At 62.3% G+C, this 16,031-nt stretch carries 11 protein-coding genes and 1 pseudogene; 9 read left to right on the top strand and 3 right to left on the bottom strand.

Annotation, left to right across the window (positions count from 1 at the left end):
* Window positions 1-490 precede the first annotated feature (490 nt).
* The 8 genes and pseudogenes from ABD679_RS03185 (at window position 491) to ABD679_RS03150 (ending at window position 11,147) form a co-directional block, all read left to right on the top strand.
* Window positions 491-1,915, top strand: coding sequence for a sigma-54-dependent transcriptional regulator (locus ABD679_RS03185; RefSeq protein WP_344758488.1), 1,425 nt, complete (start codon window positions 491-493; stop codon window positions 1,913-1,915).
* Window positions 1,916-2,402: 487 nt separating this feature from the next.
* Window positions 2,403-2,759, top strand: a complete 357-nt coding sequence (locus tag ABD679_RS15595; protein ID WP_425561835.1) for a prepilin-type N-terminal cleavage/methylation domain-containing protein — start codon at window positions 2,403-2,405, stop codon at window positions 2,757-2,759.
* Window positions 2,760-3,061: 302 nt separating this feature from the next.
* Window positions 3,062-3,163 (top strand): annotated as a pseudogene (locus ABD679_RS03175) (prepilin-type N-terminal cleavage/methylation domain-containing protein); the annotation flags it as partial.
* A gap of 393 nt (window positions 3,164-3,556) precedes the next feature.
* Entirely contained in the window at window positions 3,557-5,401 is a 1,845-nt protein-coding gene (locus ABD679_RS03170) for a hypothetical protein (protein WP_344758487.1), read from the top strand.
* Window positions 5,402-5,771: 370 nt separating this feature from the next.
* On the top strand, window positions 5,772-7,964 hold the full coding sequence (locus ABD679_RS03165; protein WP_344758486.1) for an FkbM family methyltransferase: 2,193 nt from the start codon (window positions 5,772-5,774) through the stop codon (window positions 7,962-7,964).
* Window positions 7,961-9,031 (top strand): glycosyltransferase, encoded by a 1,071-nt coding sequence (locus tag ABD679_RS03160; protein ID WP_344758485.1) that lies wholly within the window; start codon window positions 7,961-7,963, stop codon window positions 9,029-9,031. The genes ABD679_RS03165 and ABD679_RS03160 overlap by 4 nt, the downstream gene beginning before the upstream one ends.
* Window positions 9,032-9,070: 39 nt before the next feature.
* Window positions 9,071-10,246, top strand: coding sequence for a glycosyltransferase family 4 protein (locus tag ABD679_RS03155; protein ID WP_344758484.1), 1,176 nt, complete (start codon window positions 9,071-9,073; stop codon window positions 10,244-10,246).
* Window positions 10,215-11,147: a glycosyltransferase family 2 protein gene (locus tag ABD679_RS03150; RefSeq protein ID WP_344758483.1), complete on the top strand. Its 933-nt coding sequence runs from the start codon at window positions 10,215-10,217 to the stop codon at window positions 11,145-11,147. The genes ABD679_RS03155 and ABD679_RS03150 overlap by 32 nt, the downstream gene beginning before the upstream one ends.
* 131 nt (window positions 11,148-11,278) lie before the next feature.
* Here ABD679_RS03150 and ABD679_RS03145 read toward each other — a convergent pair whose 3' ends face one another.
* From ABD679_RS03145 to ABD679_RS03135, 3 genes are read right to left on the bottom strand one after another with little or no spacing between them, the layout of a single operon-like run.
* The gene (locus tag ABD679_RS03145; RefSeq protein ID WP_344758482.1) at window positions 11,279-12,502 is read right to left on the bottom strand and encodes a glycosyltransferase; all 1,224 of its coding nucleotides are present in this window, start codon (window positions 12,500-12,502) and stop codon (window positions 11,279-11,281) included.
* On the bottom strand, window positions 12,499-13,209 hold the full coding sequence (locus tag ABD679_RS03140) for a class I SAM-dependent methyltransferase (protein WP_344758481.1): 711 nt from the start codon (window positions 13,207-13,209) through the stop codon (window positions 12,499-12,501). The genes ABD679_RS03145 and ABD679_RS03140 overlap by 4 nt, the downstream gene beginning before the upstream one ends.
* Before the next feature lie 4 nt (window positions 13,210-13,213).
* Window positions 13,214-14,089 carry a glycosyltransferase family 2 protein gene (locus ABD679_RS03135; protein ID WP_344758480.1) on the bottom strand — a complete coding sequence of 292 codons (876 nt, stop codon included), beginning with the start codon at window positions 14,087-14,089 and terminating at the stop codon, window positions 13,214-13,216.
* 129 nt (window positions 14,090-14,218) lie between these two features.
* Here ABD679_RS03135 and pilB point away from each other — a divergent pair, with 129 nt between their 5' ends.
* Window positions 14,219-15,943, top strand: coding sequence for a type IV-A pilus assembly ATPase PilB (pilB, locus tag ABD679_RS03130; RefSeq protein WP_344758479.1), 1,725 nt, complete (start codon window positions 14,219-14,221; stop codon window positions 15,941-15,943).
* Window positions 15,944-16,031: the final 88 nt, after the last annotated feature.

Here is a 16,031-nt window from a genome sequence, read left to right as displayed (position 1 = left end):
TGCCTTTGGCCAGGCATGCCCGAAACGCTCGCGGCTGAAGCCGCTCCTGCAACGGACAACCGGTAACGGACAACCGGGGACCTGCGGGATCAACGCGAACGGTGGCCACCCCCTCCCGGCTTCCCCTGCCGTCACCGGGATGGGCCGAGGCAAAAACTTGCGTAGGAGCGGCGGAAGCCGCGACCGCCTTCCCGCCAGACGCATCGCGGCTTCCGCCGCTCCTACAGCCCCCCAAAAAACCTCGCCACTCCCACACCCGAGAAAAACTCCCGTCGCCAACCCACCCCGCTTTCCCCACAATGCCTCCATCCGGTGCACCGCCCCCTTTCCGAAGTACCGCTGCACCGCGGCAGGCCCCTGCCGCAACAAACCCCGCAAACGCACTGCAGCACGGCACAACCGTGGCCTCCGTTCCCTGCAATGCGCGTAAAAGGCTTAAAATTGCCCTTGTTGGTCACCTCGGACCGTCCCCCAGCCCAGGTTTTCGTGCATGAGCGAGACACGCAGCGCCCTGATCGTCGATGACGAACACGATATCCGCGAGTTGCTGGTCCTCACCCTGGGCCGGATGGGACTGCGCACGGACACCGCCCCCACCCTGGCCGCCGCGCGCGAGATGCTGGCCACCGTCTCCTACGACCTGTGCCTCACCGACATGCGCCTGCCCGACGGCTCCGGGCTGGAGCTGATCAGCGACATTTCGACCCGCTTCCCCAATACCCCGGTCGCCATGATCACCGCCTTCGGCAACGTCGAAGCCGCGGTGGAAGCGCTCAAGGCCGGCGCCTTCGACTTCGTCGCCAAGCCACTGGACATCAATGTCCTGCGCGGCCTGGTGCGCCAGGCACTGGAGCTCAACAACAAGCGCCAGGCCCAGCCGGAAGAAGCCAGCCGCCTGCTCGGCAACTCCGCGCCGATGGTGGGCCTGCGCCAGACCATCGCCAAGGTCGCCCGCAGCCAGGCGCCGGTGCACATCAGCGGCGAGTCCGGCACCGGCAAGGAGCTGGTCGCCCGCACCATCCACGCCCAGGGCGCGCGCGCCGGCGGGCCGTTCGTGCCGGTCAACTGCGGCGCGATCCCGTCCGAACTGATGGAAAGCGAATTCTTCGGCCACAAGAAGGGCAGCTTCACCGGCGCCCACGTCGACAAGCCCGGCCTGTTCCAGGCCGCCGACGGCGGCACCCTGTTCCTCGACGAGGTGGCCGAACTGCCGCTGTCGATGCAGGTCAAGCTGCTGCGCGCCATCCAGGAAAAGAACATCCGCCCCGTCGGCGCCTCGGTGGAGGTGCCGGTGGACGTGCGCATCCTCTCGGCCACCCACAAGGACCTGTCCACGCTGGTCAACGAAGGCCGCTTCCGCCACGACCTGTATTACCGCATCAACGTCATCGAACTCGACGTCCCGCCCCTGCGCGAGCGCAGCGGCGACCTGCCGCTGCTGTCCGACGCCATCCTCGCGCGCCTCGCGCACGCGATGCAGCGCGCCACCCCCAGGCTCTCCGCCGACGCCCTGGCCGCACTGGACACCTACCCCTTCCCCGGCAACGTGCGCGAACTGGAAAACATCCTCGAACGCGCCCTGGCCCTGGCCGACGGCGACGCCATCCACGCGGACGACCTGCGCCTGCCCGCCCAGCAGGGCGCGACCCCGGCCGCCGTCGCCTCCGCCTTCGTCAGCGCCAACGCCGCGGCCGCCGGCAACCCCGACGCCCCGGCCACCCCGCCCGACCCGCGCACCCTCGGCCCCCGCGAAACCGCCAGCAGCGCCCTGCCCTCGTACATCGAGGAAATCGAACGCGCCGCCATCCAGCAGGCCCTGCAGGAAAACCGCTACAACAAGACCAAGGCCGCCGCCGCGTTGGGCATCACCTTCCGGGCGCTGCGGTACAAGCTCAAGAAGCTGGGCATCGACTGAACCCGCGCACACCGCGCGCCCCGCTCTTGTAGGAGCGGCTTCAGCCGCGAGCTTTTTTCCTGCCCCTCCGATCCACTTCAACCACTGGCGCCAACGACCAACACGCATCGCCGGAATTGACCGACCCTGCCCCCATGCGCCCACGGATGACCCGCGTGGCAGTGGTATCCAAACGCGCGTCCCTCGCGCAATCCAAAAAACCGGATCAGGACCGGCATCACAAATCGACTTTGCCGGCGCGCAGAAAGTGACGTTTCTTGTCATTCCAACTCAATAAATTGACCAGCCACGTCACCTTCTGCTGCATCACGCCAGCGTCAATCCGTGAGCCTGATTGCAGATCGGAACACCCGATTCCCCCCCGGCCCCATTGGCACGCAACGTGCGTATCCTCTCCTGCACGTGCGGTGTCGCACGGCAAGCCGATGGACCGGGGAACCAGACCACACGGCACGTGAAGTTTTCAATCACTCCTAGGGGATACACCATGAAGAACAACCAGCAAGGCTTTACCCTCATCGAACTGATGATCGTGGTTGCGATCATCGCGATCCTGGCCGCCATCGCGCTGCCGGCGTACAACCAGTACCGCGTCCGTGCAGCCGAAAATGCTTGCGCGGGTGAGGCCAAGGCGTACGTGAACTCCTTCGTCTCCGGCGTGAATGGTGGTTTTGCTGTCGCTGATCTGCCTGTTTACGACAACCAGGCGTGCACGGGCATGGCCCCGACTCTCGATGCAGCCGCTGTCTCGAACGGCACCGCCATCGTGTTCACGCCGGCGGGCCCGGGTGTTCGGACCACTACCTGCGAAGCTGACAGCGCTACTTGCGAACTCGCTCCGTAAAGGACGCGCGCAGCACCGGGCTGTAGTAAAGCCCAAGCGCAACAACCGACAAACCCCGCTCCGGCGGGGTTTGTCTTATGCACAACCGCCGCTGGCGCGCGCCAGCCAACCGCATGGCCCGTGCTGGTCTCCAATCCGCATTGGCACCAGGCTTCGAGCCCGCTGCCAGTCAAGCTAACCCCAATTGGTGAAGCTGATCACACAAACCGCGCGCTCCCCACTGTCTGCCGCCTACAAACGCACAGTTGGCGCGTTCCTTGCGTGAATTCAGGCTGATGTGAGGGGCACAACGGGGGCATCACATGTTTCGTATAGCGCGCGGTTTCACGCTCATTGAGTTGATGATCGTTGTGGCCATCATTGCCATCCTGGCGGCTATCGCTTTGCCTGCCTACAACAACTATCGCATCCGTTCGGCAGAAGGCGCCTGCCAGATGGAGATGAAGAACTACGCCGGTTTCCAACTGGCGGCGCTCTACAATGGCATCACACCCAACTCCCCGCCTGAGCATGCCTGCATCAGCGCCGATACCGCCACAAATATGAGTACACCCATCGTTGGTACTCCGCGGCAACCCGGGAGCAAGCGGACGACCTGCAGCATGCGAACCGGTAACTGCACGCTCGACCCTTGATCCGCACAAGTCGGGATTGGCCCGGGCGCATGCGCCTCCTGATATCTTTTGCGGCGCTCTCGCCCGCTGGCAACACCTTCTGTGCCTGCCATCGTCCAACAGGCTGCCCGCCGTGGAATTTCTCGCTACCATCCAGCGCCTTAACTATTCGCAGGCATGCTCATGACCTCAGCGAACCGTCGGTTTTTGCTGTCGAGCATGCTCATGGCCTTACTGGCCGGTGTACTGTTCCTGCCCGGGCTCGGCGGCGGCTTTGTCTTCGACGATGAATCGAACATCGTCAATAACCAAGGCATCCGTCTGCAGGTGCTCAACGTCGAAGGGCTTCACGACGTAGTTTTCAGCCCGCAGCCCGGCGGAATCACGCGTGTCCTGCCGACGGTCACTTTCGCACTGGACTACTGGCGCGGCGGCGGGCTGAACCCTGCCGTGTTCAAGGCGACCAACATCACCATCCACGTGCTGACCGCATTCGTGCTGGCATGGTTTTTCCGGGCGCTGCTACTGGCCGCGAAGATCGCGCCTGCCCGCGTGCAATGGGCCGCACTGGCCTTGGCAATGATGTGGGCCGTCCACCCGCTGCAGGTGTCTTCTGTGCTGTATGTGGTGCAGCGCATGCAGACCATGAGCACACTGTTCCTCGTGCTGGCACTGTTGGGCTACCTCAAGGCGCGTGTTGCGCAGATCGAGGGCCGCAGGACCGGGACCGGATGGCTGCTAGCCCTGCTGTTCTGGGTGCTGGCCCTCGGCTGCAAGGAAGACGCCATCCTCCTGCCCGCTTACGCGCTGGCCTTGGAATTGACGGTGCTGCGCTTCGCGGCGGCCAGCCCGCCCCAGGGGCGCGCGCTACGGCGCGCCTACCTGCTGGCCACCATGCTGGGCACCCTCGCGTACTTGTTCGTGGTGATTCCGCACTACTGGCATTGGGATGCCTACCCCGGCCGGGAGTTTTCCAGTTGGGAGCGACTCCTGACCCAAGGACGCGTGCTATGCATGTATATCGGGCAGATCTTGGTCCCGCTGCCACGATCCATGCCGTTCTACTACGACTGGGTCGAACCATCTCGGGGATGGCTGCAGCCGTGGACGACCCTGCCGGCGATCCTGCTCGTACTCGTGTTGCTGGGCGCCGCCTGGAAGCTGCGCACGCACCGCCCCCTGTTCGCGCTGGGCGTGTTTGTGTTCTTCGCCGGGCATTTCGTCACCAGCAACGTCTTGAACCTCGAACTAGCGTTCGAGCACCGCAACCACTTCCCGCTGATTGGCGCGATTCTGGCCATCGGTGACTTACTCGCATGGGGCGCACGACGTCTGGAAATACGTCCTCAGATGGCGGCACTTGCCGCCGGCCTGTTGCTGGCGGGACTTTCGGTGGCCGGGTTCTCCCGCGCCGTGGTCTGGTCCGATCCCATCTCGCTTGCCACGAAGAGCACCGAGATCGCACCGCGTTCCGCGCGAGCCTGGATCTCACTGAGCCGAAGCTATCTGGCTTTGGGTGGCGGGCACAGGCCGGACAACCCCTACCTCGGGCAAGCCATCGATGCGTGCACCCAGGGCGCCGCGGCAGCCCCTTATTCGGTCAGCTGCCCTGCCAACCTGGTCATCTACAAGACCCTGCAGGGAACAGTGACCAAGGCCGACTGGGGTCGCCTCCATGAACGGCTACAGCACGTCGCAATGGGGCCGCAAAACCGGCAGATCATGCAGGCCCTCATCAACAACGCCGCCCAAGGCCGCGCCTTGGATGAGGATGGCCTCATCAGGACGATCGAGATCTTCTCGCAGCGCGGCGGAACAAGCCCCAGAGAGTTCGCCTCGTTCGGCTATTTCATCATGGAAAAAACCCACCAGCCAGAAAAGGCCCTGCACTACTTCGAGCTTGCGGTGGACCGTTCGCCCGACAACAGCGGGCTCTCAGCCGAGATCAGAGCCTATTTGCGAAGCATGGGCCGCACTGAATGGGCGGAACAACTGGAAGGGCCGGCGCGTACACACACTGGACAATAGTCCACATCTCCGACCATTGACGTTGAAGCGCTTCGTCATTAAGCCAAGCCGGGCGTCCGGACAGAAAGCCCGCCACACACGCCTGACGCGCATCTGGCTCAGACCCGCAGCGTTGCGCATCTTGTTCCATCGCAAGAGGATCGACTGGCCAGGAGCGGTAATACTCTGGTCGCTTGCGCGGACAATGTCCGGTTCCGCGACCGCTGCTGGCAGTGAAGACCAACAGATCGATTCCCGTTGGCCGCCTCCGTACTTTTCAGGCACGCTATAACCTGCCTGATCGAACCGGCTCCTCCTGCCACCCCCACTGCATGCACCCGTGCGCCCATACGAACCATTTTCCCGATTGATTCGTTGGCGGCCTGGCCGCATGGCACGCAATGCGGTGCATGCAAGTTCGTGGAACGGAGTACGCATCGCACTGCAAGCCACAAGCCTGGTGCTAATGGCAAGGGTGCTTGGTGCGAATGGCTACGGTGCACTCGCTGGCACCGTGGCCTTGTTCATGGTTTGCGGACAGCTCACTGGCCTGGGCAGTGGACTCGTCCTGTTGCGGGAGGTTGCACGCGGCGACAATCTGCGAGACCGCCTCGCGGCCACACAGCGCACCTACCTTCTGAGCGGCGTGATTCTGACCCTGGTTGCGCTTCCGGTTTCACAATTCTTCCTGGGCACCCAAGTACCCCTCCAGGCGATGACCTTGCTCGCGATTGCGGAAATTCTGGTTGCGCCAGCCCTGCAGCCGCTGGTCTTTCGTTACCAAGCCGAAGAGCGCCTGTTCCTTTCCAGCGCCATCGGAACTCTCGCACCCATGGCGCGACTAGGTGCCATTGCTACAGCGGCAATCCTAGGCAGGAACGAAATCGTCGCGTTTGCACAACTGTATTTGACCTGGCTTGTCCCGGCCGTCGCCATCACGACGTACCGTGCAATGCCGCGGGGCGATGTCTCGCGACATATAGGCACGCGACAATGCATTCGCGAGGGGCTCCCATATGTCTTCAGTGGAGCCGCGCTCACTGCCGGCCGCGAGCTGGACAAGACGGTGCTACTTCGCATTGCCGGCGACACCATCACCGGAGCGTACTCCGCTGCCCATCGCATCGCATCTGCGGCAATGCTCCCGGTGAACGCCCTGATTCTGGCCGCGACGCCACGCCTGTTCCGCGCCTCACCCATGAACGACGGTCGACTTCCCAGAGCGATGCTGCTTGTAGTACTCGGTTATTCGACCCTGGCTTCCGCAGCACTCTGGCTGCTCTCACCTTTTGCACCGATTCTTCTTGGCCACGACTTCAGCGACTCGGCGCCTTTGCTGCGTGCGTTCTGCCTTACCATCATCACGGGGAGCTTGCGCCAGTACGTTTCCGGGTTACTGACCACCCGCGACATGCAGATCACGCGCAACGCAATCGAACTCGGGGGAGTAGTTGTCTCACTGCTGCTGTTGGTATTCTTAGTCCCTGAGCATGGCGCATATGGCGCAGTGTTTGCCGTGGCTGGTAGCGACTTCTGCGTAACAGTGTTCGGAGCCTGCAAGATAATGCGCAACCGAGACGGGAAGAACCAGTCGGAACCGGCGGGCATCAGGAAGTTCTTGCAAGGAATCCTGGAGTACACCGGACCCGGACGCTGGATATACACAAGGCAAGTGCTCTCATGGACGGACGACGCACTCCTGGTCGACCAGCTTCCACCGAGACTCAGAATATTCTGTCGCTACGTCAATGCGTACAACCGACTCGTCGGCACCCGGACCATCCTGTTTGCACGCCGGCTTTATGGCATGCTGAAGATAACAGCGAAGACTCCGAATCAAACGCGTGTTGAAATAAATGGCTTTGGAGTCTGGATCGACCTTACGGATCCGGGCTCACTCAATGCGATCAACGAGATCCGAAACGGCTCCAGCGTTTCCAAGGAAATCAGGAGCCTATGTAGTGGTGCCGACGCCTTCATTGACATCGGCGGAAATCAAGGCGCCATGACGGCAATTGCCTGCCAGTCCCTGCCCGGGGACGCCCGGATTATCGTAGTGGAACCCCAGCCAAACCTCGTCGCGTGCATTAGAAGGACCCTCGAGGAACATCGCCCGCGCGGCAACTGGGAAGTCATTCAATCCGCTGTTGGCCGCTGGCCGTCGACCACGCAGATCATCGTGCCGTCCGAGAATTTCGGCCAGGCGCACGTTACCGGGATTGATGAGAAATCCCCTGGAAACGCTACCACGGTCGACGTGGTATCCATCGACAGCCTGCTGCATCTCATCGACCCTGGAAGCAGGGTCGTCATGAAGATGGATATCGAAGGCTACGAATTCGATGCGCTCGCCGGCGCAAGGGAACTGGCATCAAGGTTCAAGCCGACACTTATCCTAGAGGTGAATGAAACCGCGATGTCGCGTTACCACCGGACCATCGACGCGCTCGGCAAGCTGCTTCATGATCTCGGCTATACATCCTGGAGGGAGTGCGGCAACGAGCACCAGAGCGACCCCGTACAGGCTCTCGTAGGCGGCTATTGTGACATCGTCCTGCAAATGGAAGGGCCGGGACATCAATGAAGCATCTCGCTGTATTCCTTCCGTCCTTGGGCGGAGGCGGTGCTGAAAAAGTAATGCTGACGCTCGTCGAACACTTCACTGCGAGAGGCGTGCGCTGTGACTTGGTAGTCGCCATCAATGGTGGCCAACTTACCGATCAGGTTCCTCCAGGCGTACGGCTTATCGAGTTTGGAAAGCGCAAAACGATTCATGCCGTCGCTGCGCTCGCGAACTACCTCCGCCGCGACAAGCCTGATGCACTGCTCGCCACGGTTTTCTCGGCAAACACCTGTGCGCTGCTCGCCTCTGCACTCGCACCAGGGAAGCGGCGAACCGTAGTATGTGAGTCCAGCCTGAGTGAAATGGCCTACGGCGACGACGTTTCGGTCAGAGTCCAAGTCAATCGCATGCTGGCATCCGCTCTCTATCGCAAGGCTCATAAGATCGTCGCGATATCGAAAGGGGTACGAGAAAGCATTCTACGAACATACTCCGTCAGGGAGTCCGATGTCCGCATCATCTACAATCCGATATGCAGCGCGCGGAATCTTGGCAATGGAGTCCACAAGAGACGCGACAACTTGCTGGTAGCTTGTGGACGCCTCGAACCCCCGAAAGACTACCCCACCATGCTGCGAGCGTTCGCACGCGTGCTACAGCAGCATGACGCACGACTGCGCATTCTTGGCCAAGGCTCACTCAGAGAGGTCCTTGAGCAGCAGTGCGCTGACCTTGGCATAACAGACCGGGTTATATTTGAGGGATTCGTTCGTGACCCCGGGCGACGCATGTGCGAGGCAACGGTCTTTTTGCACACTGCATCCTTTGAAGGTTTTGGCCTGGTTCTCGCCGAAGCCCTTGCCAATGGCTGCCCTGTCGTGGCTACCGACTGCCCTGGTGGCGTACGCGAGGTTCTGGATGGCGGCAAGTACGGCATCCTTGTCCCGGTGGGCGACGATGCGGCCTTGGCCAACGCGATTCTGAGTGTTCTGCGCAAAGAGGTGAAAGTGTCAGACCCCAGTGAACATTTGCACAAGTTCGATACCGAGTGCGTCGCAGAGCAGTATATGGAGGTACTTTTCCAGTAGCTCCCACACCAGGTTCCGTCCCCGCCACCGGTCACACACATGCGTATTCTTGTTATATCCGACCTGCCACATTTCGTAACCGGGGGTGCCGAGAGGCAGGCTGCGAACCTGATCGAGGCATGGATGGATGCCGGCCATGACGTAACTTGCCTTGGTCGTCGCATGTGCGGTAAGCAGGTGAAGTTAGGGCGGCACGTCCTGCCTGTACGCCGCATTCGCACCTTAAGAAGACTTGGCCGTCCACTACGCGGCATCAGCTACCTTGTTTCACTGTCACTGCTCCTGCTGAGGCAGCGCCGTCGCCTTGACGTGATCTACACCCGCTTTCTTGGGGACGCGGCAATCACCGTGAGCCTTCTGAAGCACCTACGCCTGCTGAGCACACCGTTAGTGGTCGTACCAGCGAGTACGGGTGGAGATGGAAGCGATGTTGGTTTTCTTGCCAGCCTGCCGTTTCGCCGCTGGCTCGTTCGATTGCTGGACAGGCAGTGCAACGCAATCAATCTTATCGCGCCCGCCATGGCAGTGGAGCTGCGCGCCGCAGGCTTCTCCGGGACGAAGTTCGCAGCCATCCCGAACGGCGTGCAGATTCACGATACGAGGCCGAGCAGCCCGCCTCATCCCTGTCGGTTCATCACTGTTGGAAGAGTTTCCCGGCAGAAGGGCCTCGACATCCTGATTGACGCCATGGCGTTGATTCCCGACCAACTGCAGCCTGGACTCGTGAGAATAGTCGGTGACGGCCCTGAGCGCCCCGCACTGCAGGCACAGGCGGAGCGGCTTGGCGTGGCCCACGCCCTGCAATGGCTTGGCGAGCTGGGCCATGGTTCCGTTCTAGCAACTCTTGGGCAATCAATGGTGTTCCTGCTCCCTTCGCGCTATGAGGGAATGTCTAACGCTGGCCTCGAGGCGATGGAGCGCGGCCTTGCAATGCTCATGTCCCGCTGCGGCGGCCTCGACGCCCACATCCGGGCCGACATGGGCTGGGTAGTGAGCCCGGAAGATCCTGACTCGCTTGCAACAGCGCTAAGCGAAGCAATCACATCGCCCCCCCCCGTACTTTCTTCGATGGGGGAGCGGAACCGGGCATACGCCCTGCAGCACTTCGACCTTGAAGTGGTTGCGGCGCGCTACCTCGATCTGTTCACATCCTTGCACAGGCAAGAATCGGTGAAATTCGCCCATGATCAGCATCATCGTTCCCGTCTTCCGTAACGCTGGAAGCGCGTTGGAGCTGGTTCGCCTGCTTAGGCTGCAGGAGCTTCCAAACGACTCCACGCTCGAGATCATCATGGTGGACGATGGCTCTGGCGATGACAGTACCTCACGCCTGCAACAACATGAAGACGAGCATGTTCGGTTAATCGCGCTCCCTCGCAACATGGGGCGCTCGGCCGCACGCAACGCCGGCGCATATCATGCCCAAGGGAAGTTCCTCGTTTTCATTGACTGCGACTGCAGACCCGAAGGGCAGAGGTTCCTCTCTACACATCTGGAAGTCCTGCGCGGGGGATGCGTTGCCAGCCTCGGTCCTGTTGTGGCCCCGGAAGGCGATGATGCGTTCTGGTCGCGCTACCAGAATGAGGCTTCGGCCCGGCGCGCGCGGCAACACGCGCGCGGCATCTTCTACTCCGGGTCTACGGCAAACTTTGCAGTACACGCAGATGCCTATCGTCAATGCAACGGCTTCGACCCGAGATACATTGCGTATGGCTTCGAGGACCGCGATCTGCTCGTGCGCCTCTCGCACATGGGGCGGCTGGGCTGGTGCCCAGAAGCCCGGATCACGCACCTCGATGCACTCACCCTGCCCGGCGTACTGGAGAAGATGCGCACCGCGGCTGGCACTTCAGCCGAACTGTTCTCCCATGACCACCTTGAGGCTTACAGGTCGCTCGGCTACGCAGAGCTGGATGTTCGCCTGCATCCGTGGTTGAGCCCGATCGCCACACTGACCAAGCCACTGCTTGGAGCCGCGCCAGTGGTCGACCGTCTTCTCGGTCAACCATGGATTCCCTACCGGCTTTTCAAGCCGATCGTGAAGGCACTGGTGGCGATCGCCTACATGCAAGGGACCACACTTGCGTCGCCCGGGCCGGCACCGCGCGCCACATAGTGCGATCTAGGCACTTGCTTCTGCCAGCAGGCGTCGGTGGCCCATTCGTGTAGCTGGCGCCAACGATGATCGGCTTTTTTTCGCCCGCCAGCACGCATGCCTACGTAGTGTGGAGAACGCCCAAGAATTATTCATTTCCGCACTTCGCAGGAAACACCCGTGAGCAGCCCCCTGTATCGGCTGGTTACCTCACGCCAATCGAACCGGGCAACAATTTTCTCGCGTAGCGCTTCCAGTCGTCCGCGGGCACTGTCCGGGTTCGAAAGAACCTCGACGATCCTGGAGGCCAGTTGAACGGTATCCCTCGGATTGATCCTGAGATCCCGGAACTCGCTTCCCATCAACTCGTCCATGGCCTGTACGTCGCCGACGACAACAGGACAACCGCAACCGATCGCCTCCACGAGGACCAAGCCCAGACCCTCCTCGTCTCCGGACGCGGCCCTCACGAAGGGCGCCACGAACAGCGCCGCCCTGCGATAGAGCTCAGGAAGGTCGGATTGCGGTACTGCCCCGAGAAAATGCACTGATTCGGCGATCCCGAGCGCTTGCGCCCCGGCCTTGAGCTCGACCTCATCCGGCCCGAATCCGGCGATAGTCAGCGTCGCATCCGGTAATTGCTGCAACACGTGCGGCATAGCCCTCAACAGGTACCGCAAACCCTTCTTCTCGACTAGGCGACCGACGAACAGGATCTCGCGCTGCGAGCGTTCCCCGTGCATGCCGAGCGTGAACTGTTCCTCCATGTCGACGCCCATCGGCTGTACGGATACGTTCGCCACGTCCACGTCCATCGACCGCATTCGCTCGCGCATTGCACCACTGACGACCGTGGCAGCCGAGGCGCGGCGCAACACGAAACGCTTGAGCTTGTCCAGCATCGCCCCTCGCAACGCGTAAAGGTCCGCGCCATGCGATGTAACCACGAACGGGACGCTTCGCCCGGGGAGGATGTGCAGCATGGCGGCGATCAGTCCTTGCGGAAGCAGCCAGTGCGCGTGGATCAGGTCGACGTTCTCCGCACGAATCAATCTCCAAGCCTGCCAAGCCTGCGACAGCACGAAAGTCGGAACCAGCAGGAGCTTCCACTTGGATCGGTGCAAGTTGGTCACGATGCCACCGTCGTTGACCAGAACCTCGAAGCGCTCCGGCGCATAGCGGTACCGCACCACCTCAACACCGTCGAGGGTTTCCCTCATCGGTGAGCCGGGCGAATGCGGTACCAATGCCAGCACGCGAAAGTGATCCGTCAGGCGCTTTGCCAACTCGTGCACGAATCCTGGCTCGTGATCATGCTTCCACCGCGGATAGGTCGACGCGAGCACGAGCAACACCGGTCGTGCAGCCCGCGTCACGCGTCTGGCTTCCTGACAAGGACGCGATATCCGATCGACATCGCATCCCAAGACGGCCACAACTGCGATGCCACCCAAGCAGCCAGGTTCACCATGGGTATTGCAACGAGGAGGACTGGTATCCCAAGGACCGCCTTCAGCAGCCCTGCCTTCTGGAGCGGCCCAGCCATCCCAAGGCACGCGGTTACACCAGCCGCGTGCAGCGAGTGGCCCCGTGGCTCAATCGATTCCACCGCCAGCCCAACCCTGGCCAACCCCCTTGACCAGCCGTGGCGGGTCCAGCGCTGGTAGTCGTGCGGCGCATCGTGAATCGGATAGAAGAACGGCATGGTGAACTCGGCGACACCACCGGGCACCAGAACCCGGGCAACTTCCTCTAGCAAGGCATCGGGGCGGGTTACATGCTCCAGTACTTCGAAGCACGCGACAGCGTCGATGCTAGCGTTCGCGAATGGCATGGCACAGGCATCGGCGAAGACGAGAGGTCGCGTGTGATAGAGCTCGATGGCCGTGGCTGGATAGTCGAGCGAAATGTATTCGGCAGCAGGATCGAGTTGCTTTGAGAGCCTTCCATCAGCTGCGCCGATATCCAGCACACGTCCCCGGCATACCTTTATGTGGCGGGAAACTTTCCTGAGCGGCATCAACCATTGGGGGTGAAACGGCGTGCGCTGCAGCCAAGAGGCATATTTTCGAACCGCAGACATGGGCTCAACCAGACCGGCTCTTCGATTCACGCGCGGCGAGATAGGTCAAGCTGGTGATCTGTTCCGAGATCAATCCGATCAGGAAGATGATCACTGCTGCGCTCAGGAGCAGCATGCTCATGTTGGTAAAGCGGCCGGCCTCGTGAAACGTCCATCCGTACCAGCCAAGTCCAGCGGCAGCGAATGCGGCGGCCACAGGCACGAACAACTTCAATGGCGAATACAGCGTGGCGATCTTGAAGATGATCAGCAGGAATCGGATCCCGTCCTTGATCGGGCGAATGTGACTGTTGTTACCCATCCGCCTAGCTACCTGGACGGCCACGTAGTCCACCGGATAGGCGCTGCGGAAGAACGCCATGGTGCTGGTGGTGGGATAGCTGAACCCGTTTGGCAGCAAGTGCAGGAACTCTCGGAAGCGCTCGGCACGGACGGCGCGAAAGCCGGACGTTAGATCGGCCACGCGGTGCCCGGTCATCCAGCTGGCCAATCGGTTGTAGAAGCGGTTGGCCAAACTGCGGCCGGCGCTGGCTTGGCCCGACGAATCGCGCGCTCCCACCACCATGTCGTATCCCCGTTCCAACCGGTCCAGCAGGCTGGCGATCTCTGCGGGGTCGTGCTGGCCGTCGGCATCCATAAATACGAGGATCTCGCCGCTGGCGGCCCGGGCTCCGCGCTTGATCGCCGCGCCGTTGCCCATCGAATAGGGGCTGGACAGCACCCGGGCCCCGTGTGCCATGGCAACTTCTGCCGTGTCGTCGCTTGAGCCGTCATCCACGACAATGAGCTCGGCATCGGGTTGGGCCTCGCGCAGCCGCGGCAGCGTCTGGCGCAGGCCTTCGGCCTCGTTCTTGGCAGGCAGGATGACGGATAGGCGCATGGATTCCCCTCTGGCGGCAAGAGTAGCCCGAAACGGTCGCGGACTGGAGGCAAACCCCGCCGGAGTAGCGCAAGTCCCTATGGCACAAGGCGTGCTTGCGATAAAGTCAGGGGATTGGGGAGGATCACCATGAGTGCAGTTGCGACAGCCAATCTGGTCGGCATCACCGGTATCGCCCGTCGGCTGGTGCTGGACGGGGCCCTGGACGAGGCCGCCGCGCGCGAATCGCTGGACAAGGCGACCGCCGCGCGCAAGCCGATCGCGCTGTACCTGCGCGAGCACAAGCTGGTCACCCCGGCGCAGATGGCCGCGGCCAACTCGGCCGAGTTTGGCATGCCGGTGTACGACCCGTCCGCAATGGACGGGACCATGAGCGCGGTCAAGCTGGTCAAGGAGGACCTGCTGCAAAAGCACGGCGTGCTGCCGTTGTACAAGCGCGGCGGCAAGCTGTTCGTGGGCACCTCCGACCCCACCAACACCCACGCACTGGACGAGATCAAGTTCCACACCAACCTGGTGGTGGAGCCGATCCTGGTGGACGAGGACCGCATCCGCCACACGCTGGAGCTGTGGCTGCAGGCGGCGGACAGCTTCGATGATGCGCTGGACGACTCCGAAGGTCTGGAAAACCTGGACATCGAGGCCGGTGACGACGAGCCGCGCGATGCCGGTGCCGAGGGCAAGCAGGACGACACGCCGGTCGTCAAGTTCGTCAACAAGGTGCTGATCGATGCGATCAAGCGCGGCGCCTCGGACATCCATTTCGAGCCGTACGAGACGGACTACCGCGTGCGCCTGCGCGTGGACGGCCTGCTCAAGCAGACGGCCAAGATGCCGGTGAAGCTCAACTCGCGCATCACCGCGCGCCTGAAGGTGATGGCGCAGCTGGACATTGCCGAGAAGCGCGTCCCGCAGGACGGGCGCATGAAGCTCAACCTGTCCAAGACCAAGCAGATCGACTTCCGCGTCAGCACCCTGCCCACGCTGTTCGGCGAGAAGGTGGTGCTGCGTATCCTGGATGCCGGCGCGGCCAAGCTGGGCATCGACAAGCTGGGCTACGAGCCGGACCAGCAGAAGCTGTTCCTGGATGCAATCCAGAAGCCCTACGGGATGGTGCTGGTGACTGGCCCCACCGGCTCGGGCAAGACGGTGAGCCTGTACACCGCGCTGGGCATCCTCAACGACGAGGTGCGCAACATCTCCACCGTGGAGGATCCTGTGGAAATCCGCCTGTCGGGCGTGAACCAGGTACAGCAGAACGAGCGCCGCGGCATGACCTTCGCCGCCGCGCTGCGCAGCTTTTTGCGCCAGGACCCGGACATCATCATGGTCGGCGAAATCCGCGACCTGGAAACCGCCGAGATCGCGATCAAGGCGGCGCAGACCGGCCACATGGTGCTGTCCACCCTGCACACCAACGACGCGCCGCAGACCATCGCGCGCCTGATGAACATGGGCATCGCGCCGTACAACATCACCAGCTCGGTGACGCTGGTGATCGCCCAGCGCCTGGCGCGCCGGCTGTGCGAACGGTGCAAGCGCCCGATGGAGTTGCCCGACAACGCCCTGCTGGCCGAAGGCTTCACCGACGACGAGGTCCGCGAGGGCATCACCGCCTACGAGGCCGTGGGCTGCGACGAGTGCACCAGCGGCTACAAGGGGCGCACCGGCCTGTACCAGGTGATGCCGATGACCGACGAGATCGCGACGATCGTGCTGGAGGGTGGCAATGCCCTGCAGATCGCAGAGGCCGCGCAGCGCTCGGGCGTACGCGACCTGCGCCAGTCGGCGCTGCAGAAGGTGAAGGCCGGGGTGACCAGCCTGGCGGAGATCAATCGGGTGACGAAGGACTGATCCGGGGGGCTTCCGGGGCCTATTGGATGGGCTGCAGTGACAGCTCATGCGGGAAGCAGCCGGGTGGGTATGAGTGGCCTTTGCTTGT

The sequence above is a fragment of the Luteimonas lutimaris genome (assembly GCF_039537065.1).
Taxonomy (GTDB): domain Bacteria; phylum Pseudomonadota; class Gammaproteobacteria; order Xanthomonadales; family Xanthomonadaceae; genus Luteimonas; species Luteimonas lutimaris.
The sequence above is the reverse complement of the archived record's forward strand: the minus strand, read 5'-3'. Positions and strand labels throughout refer to the sequence as shown.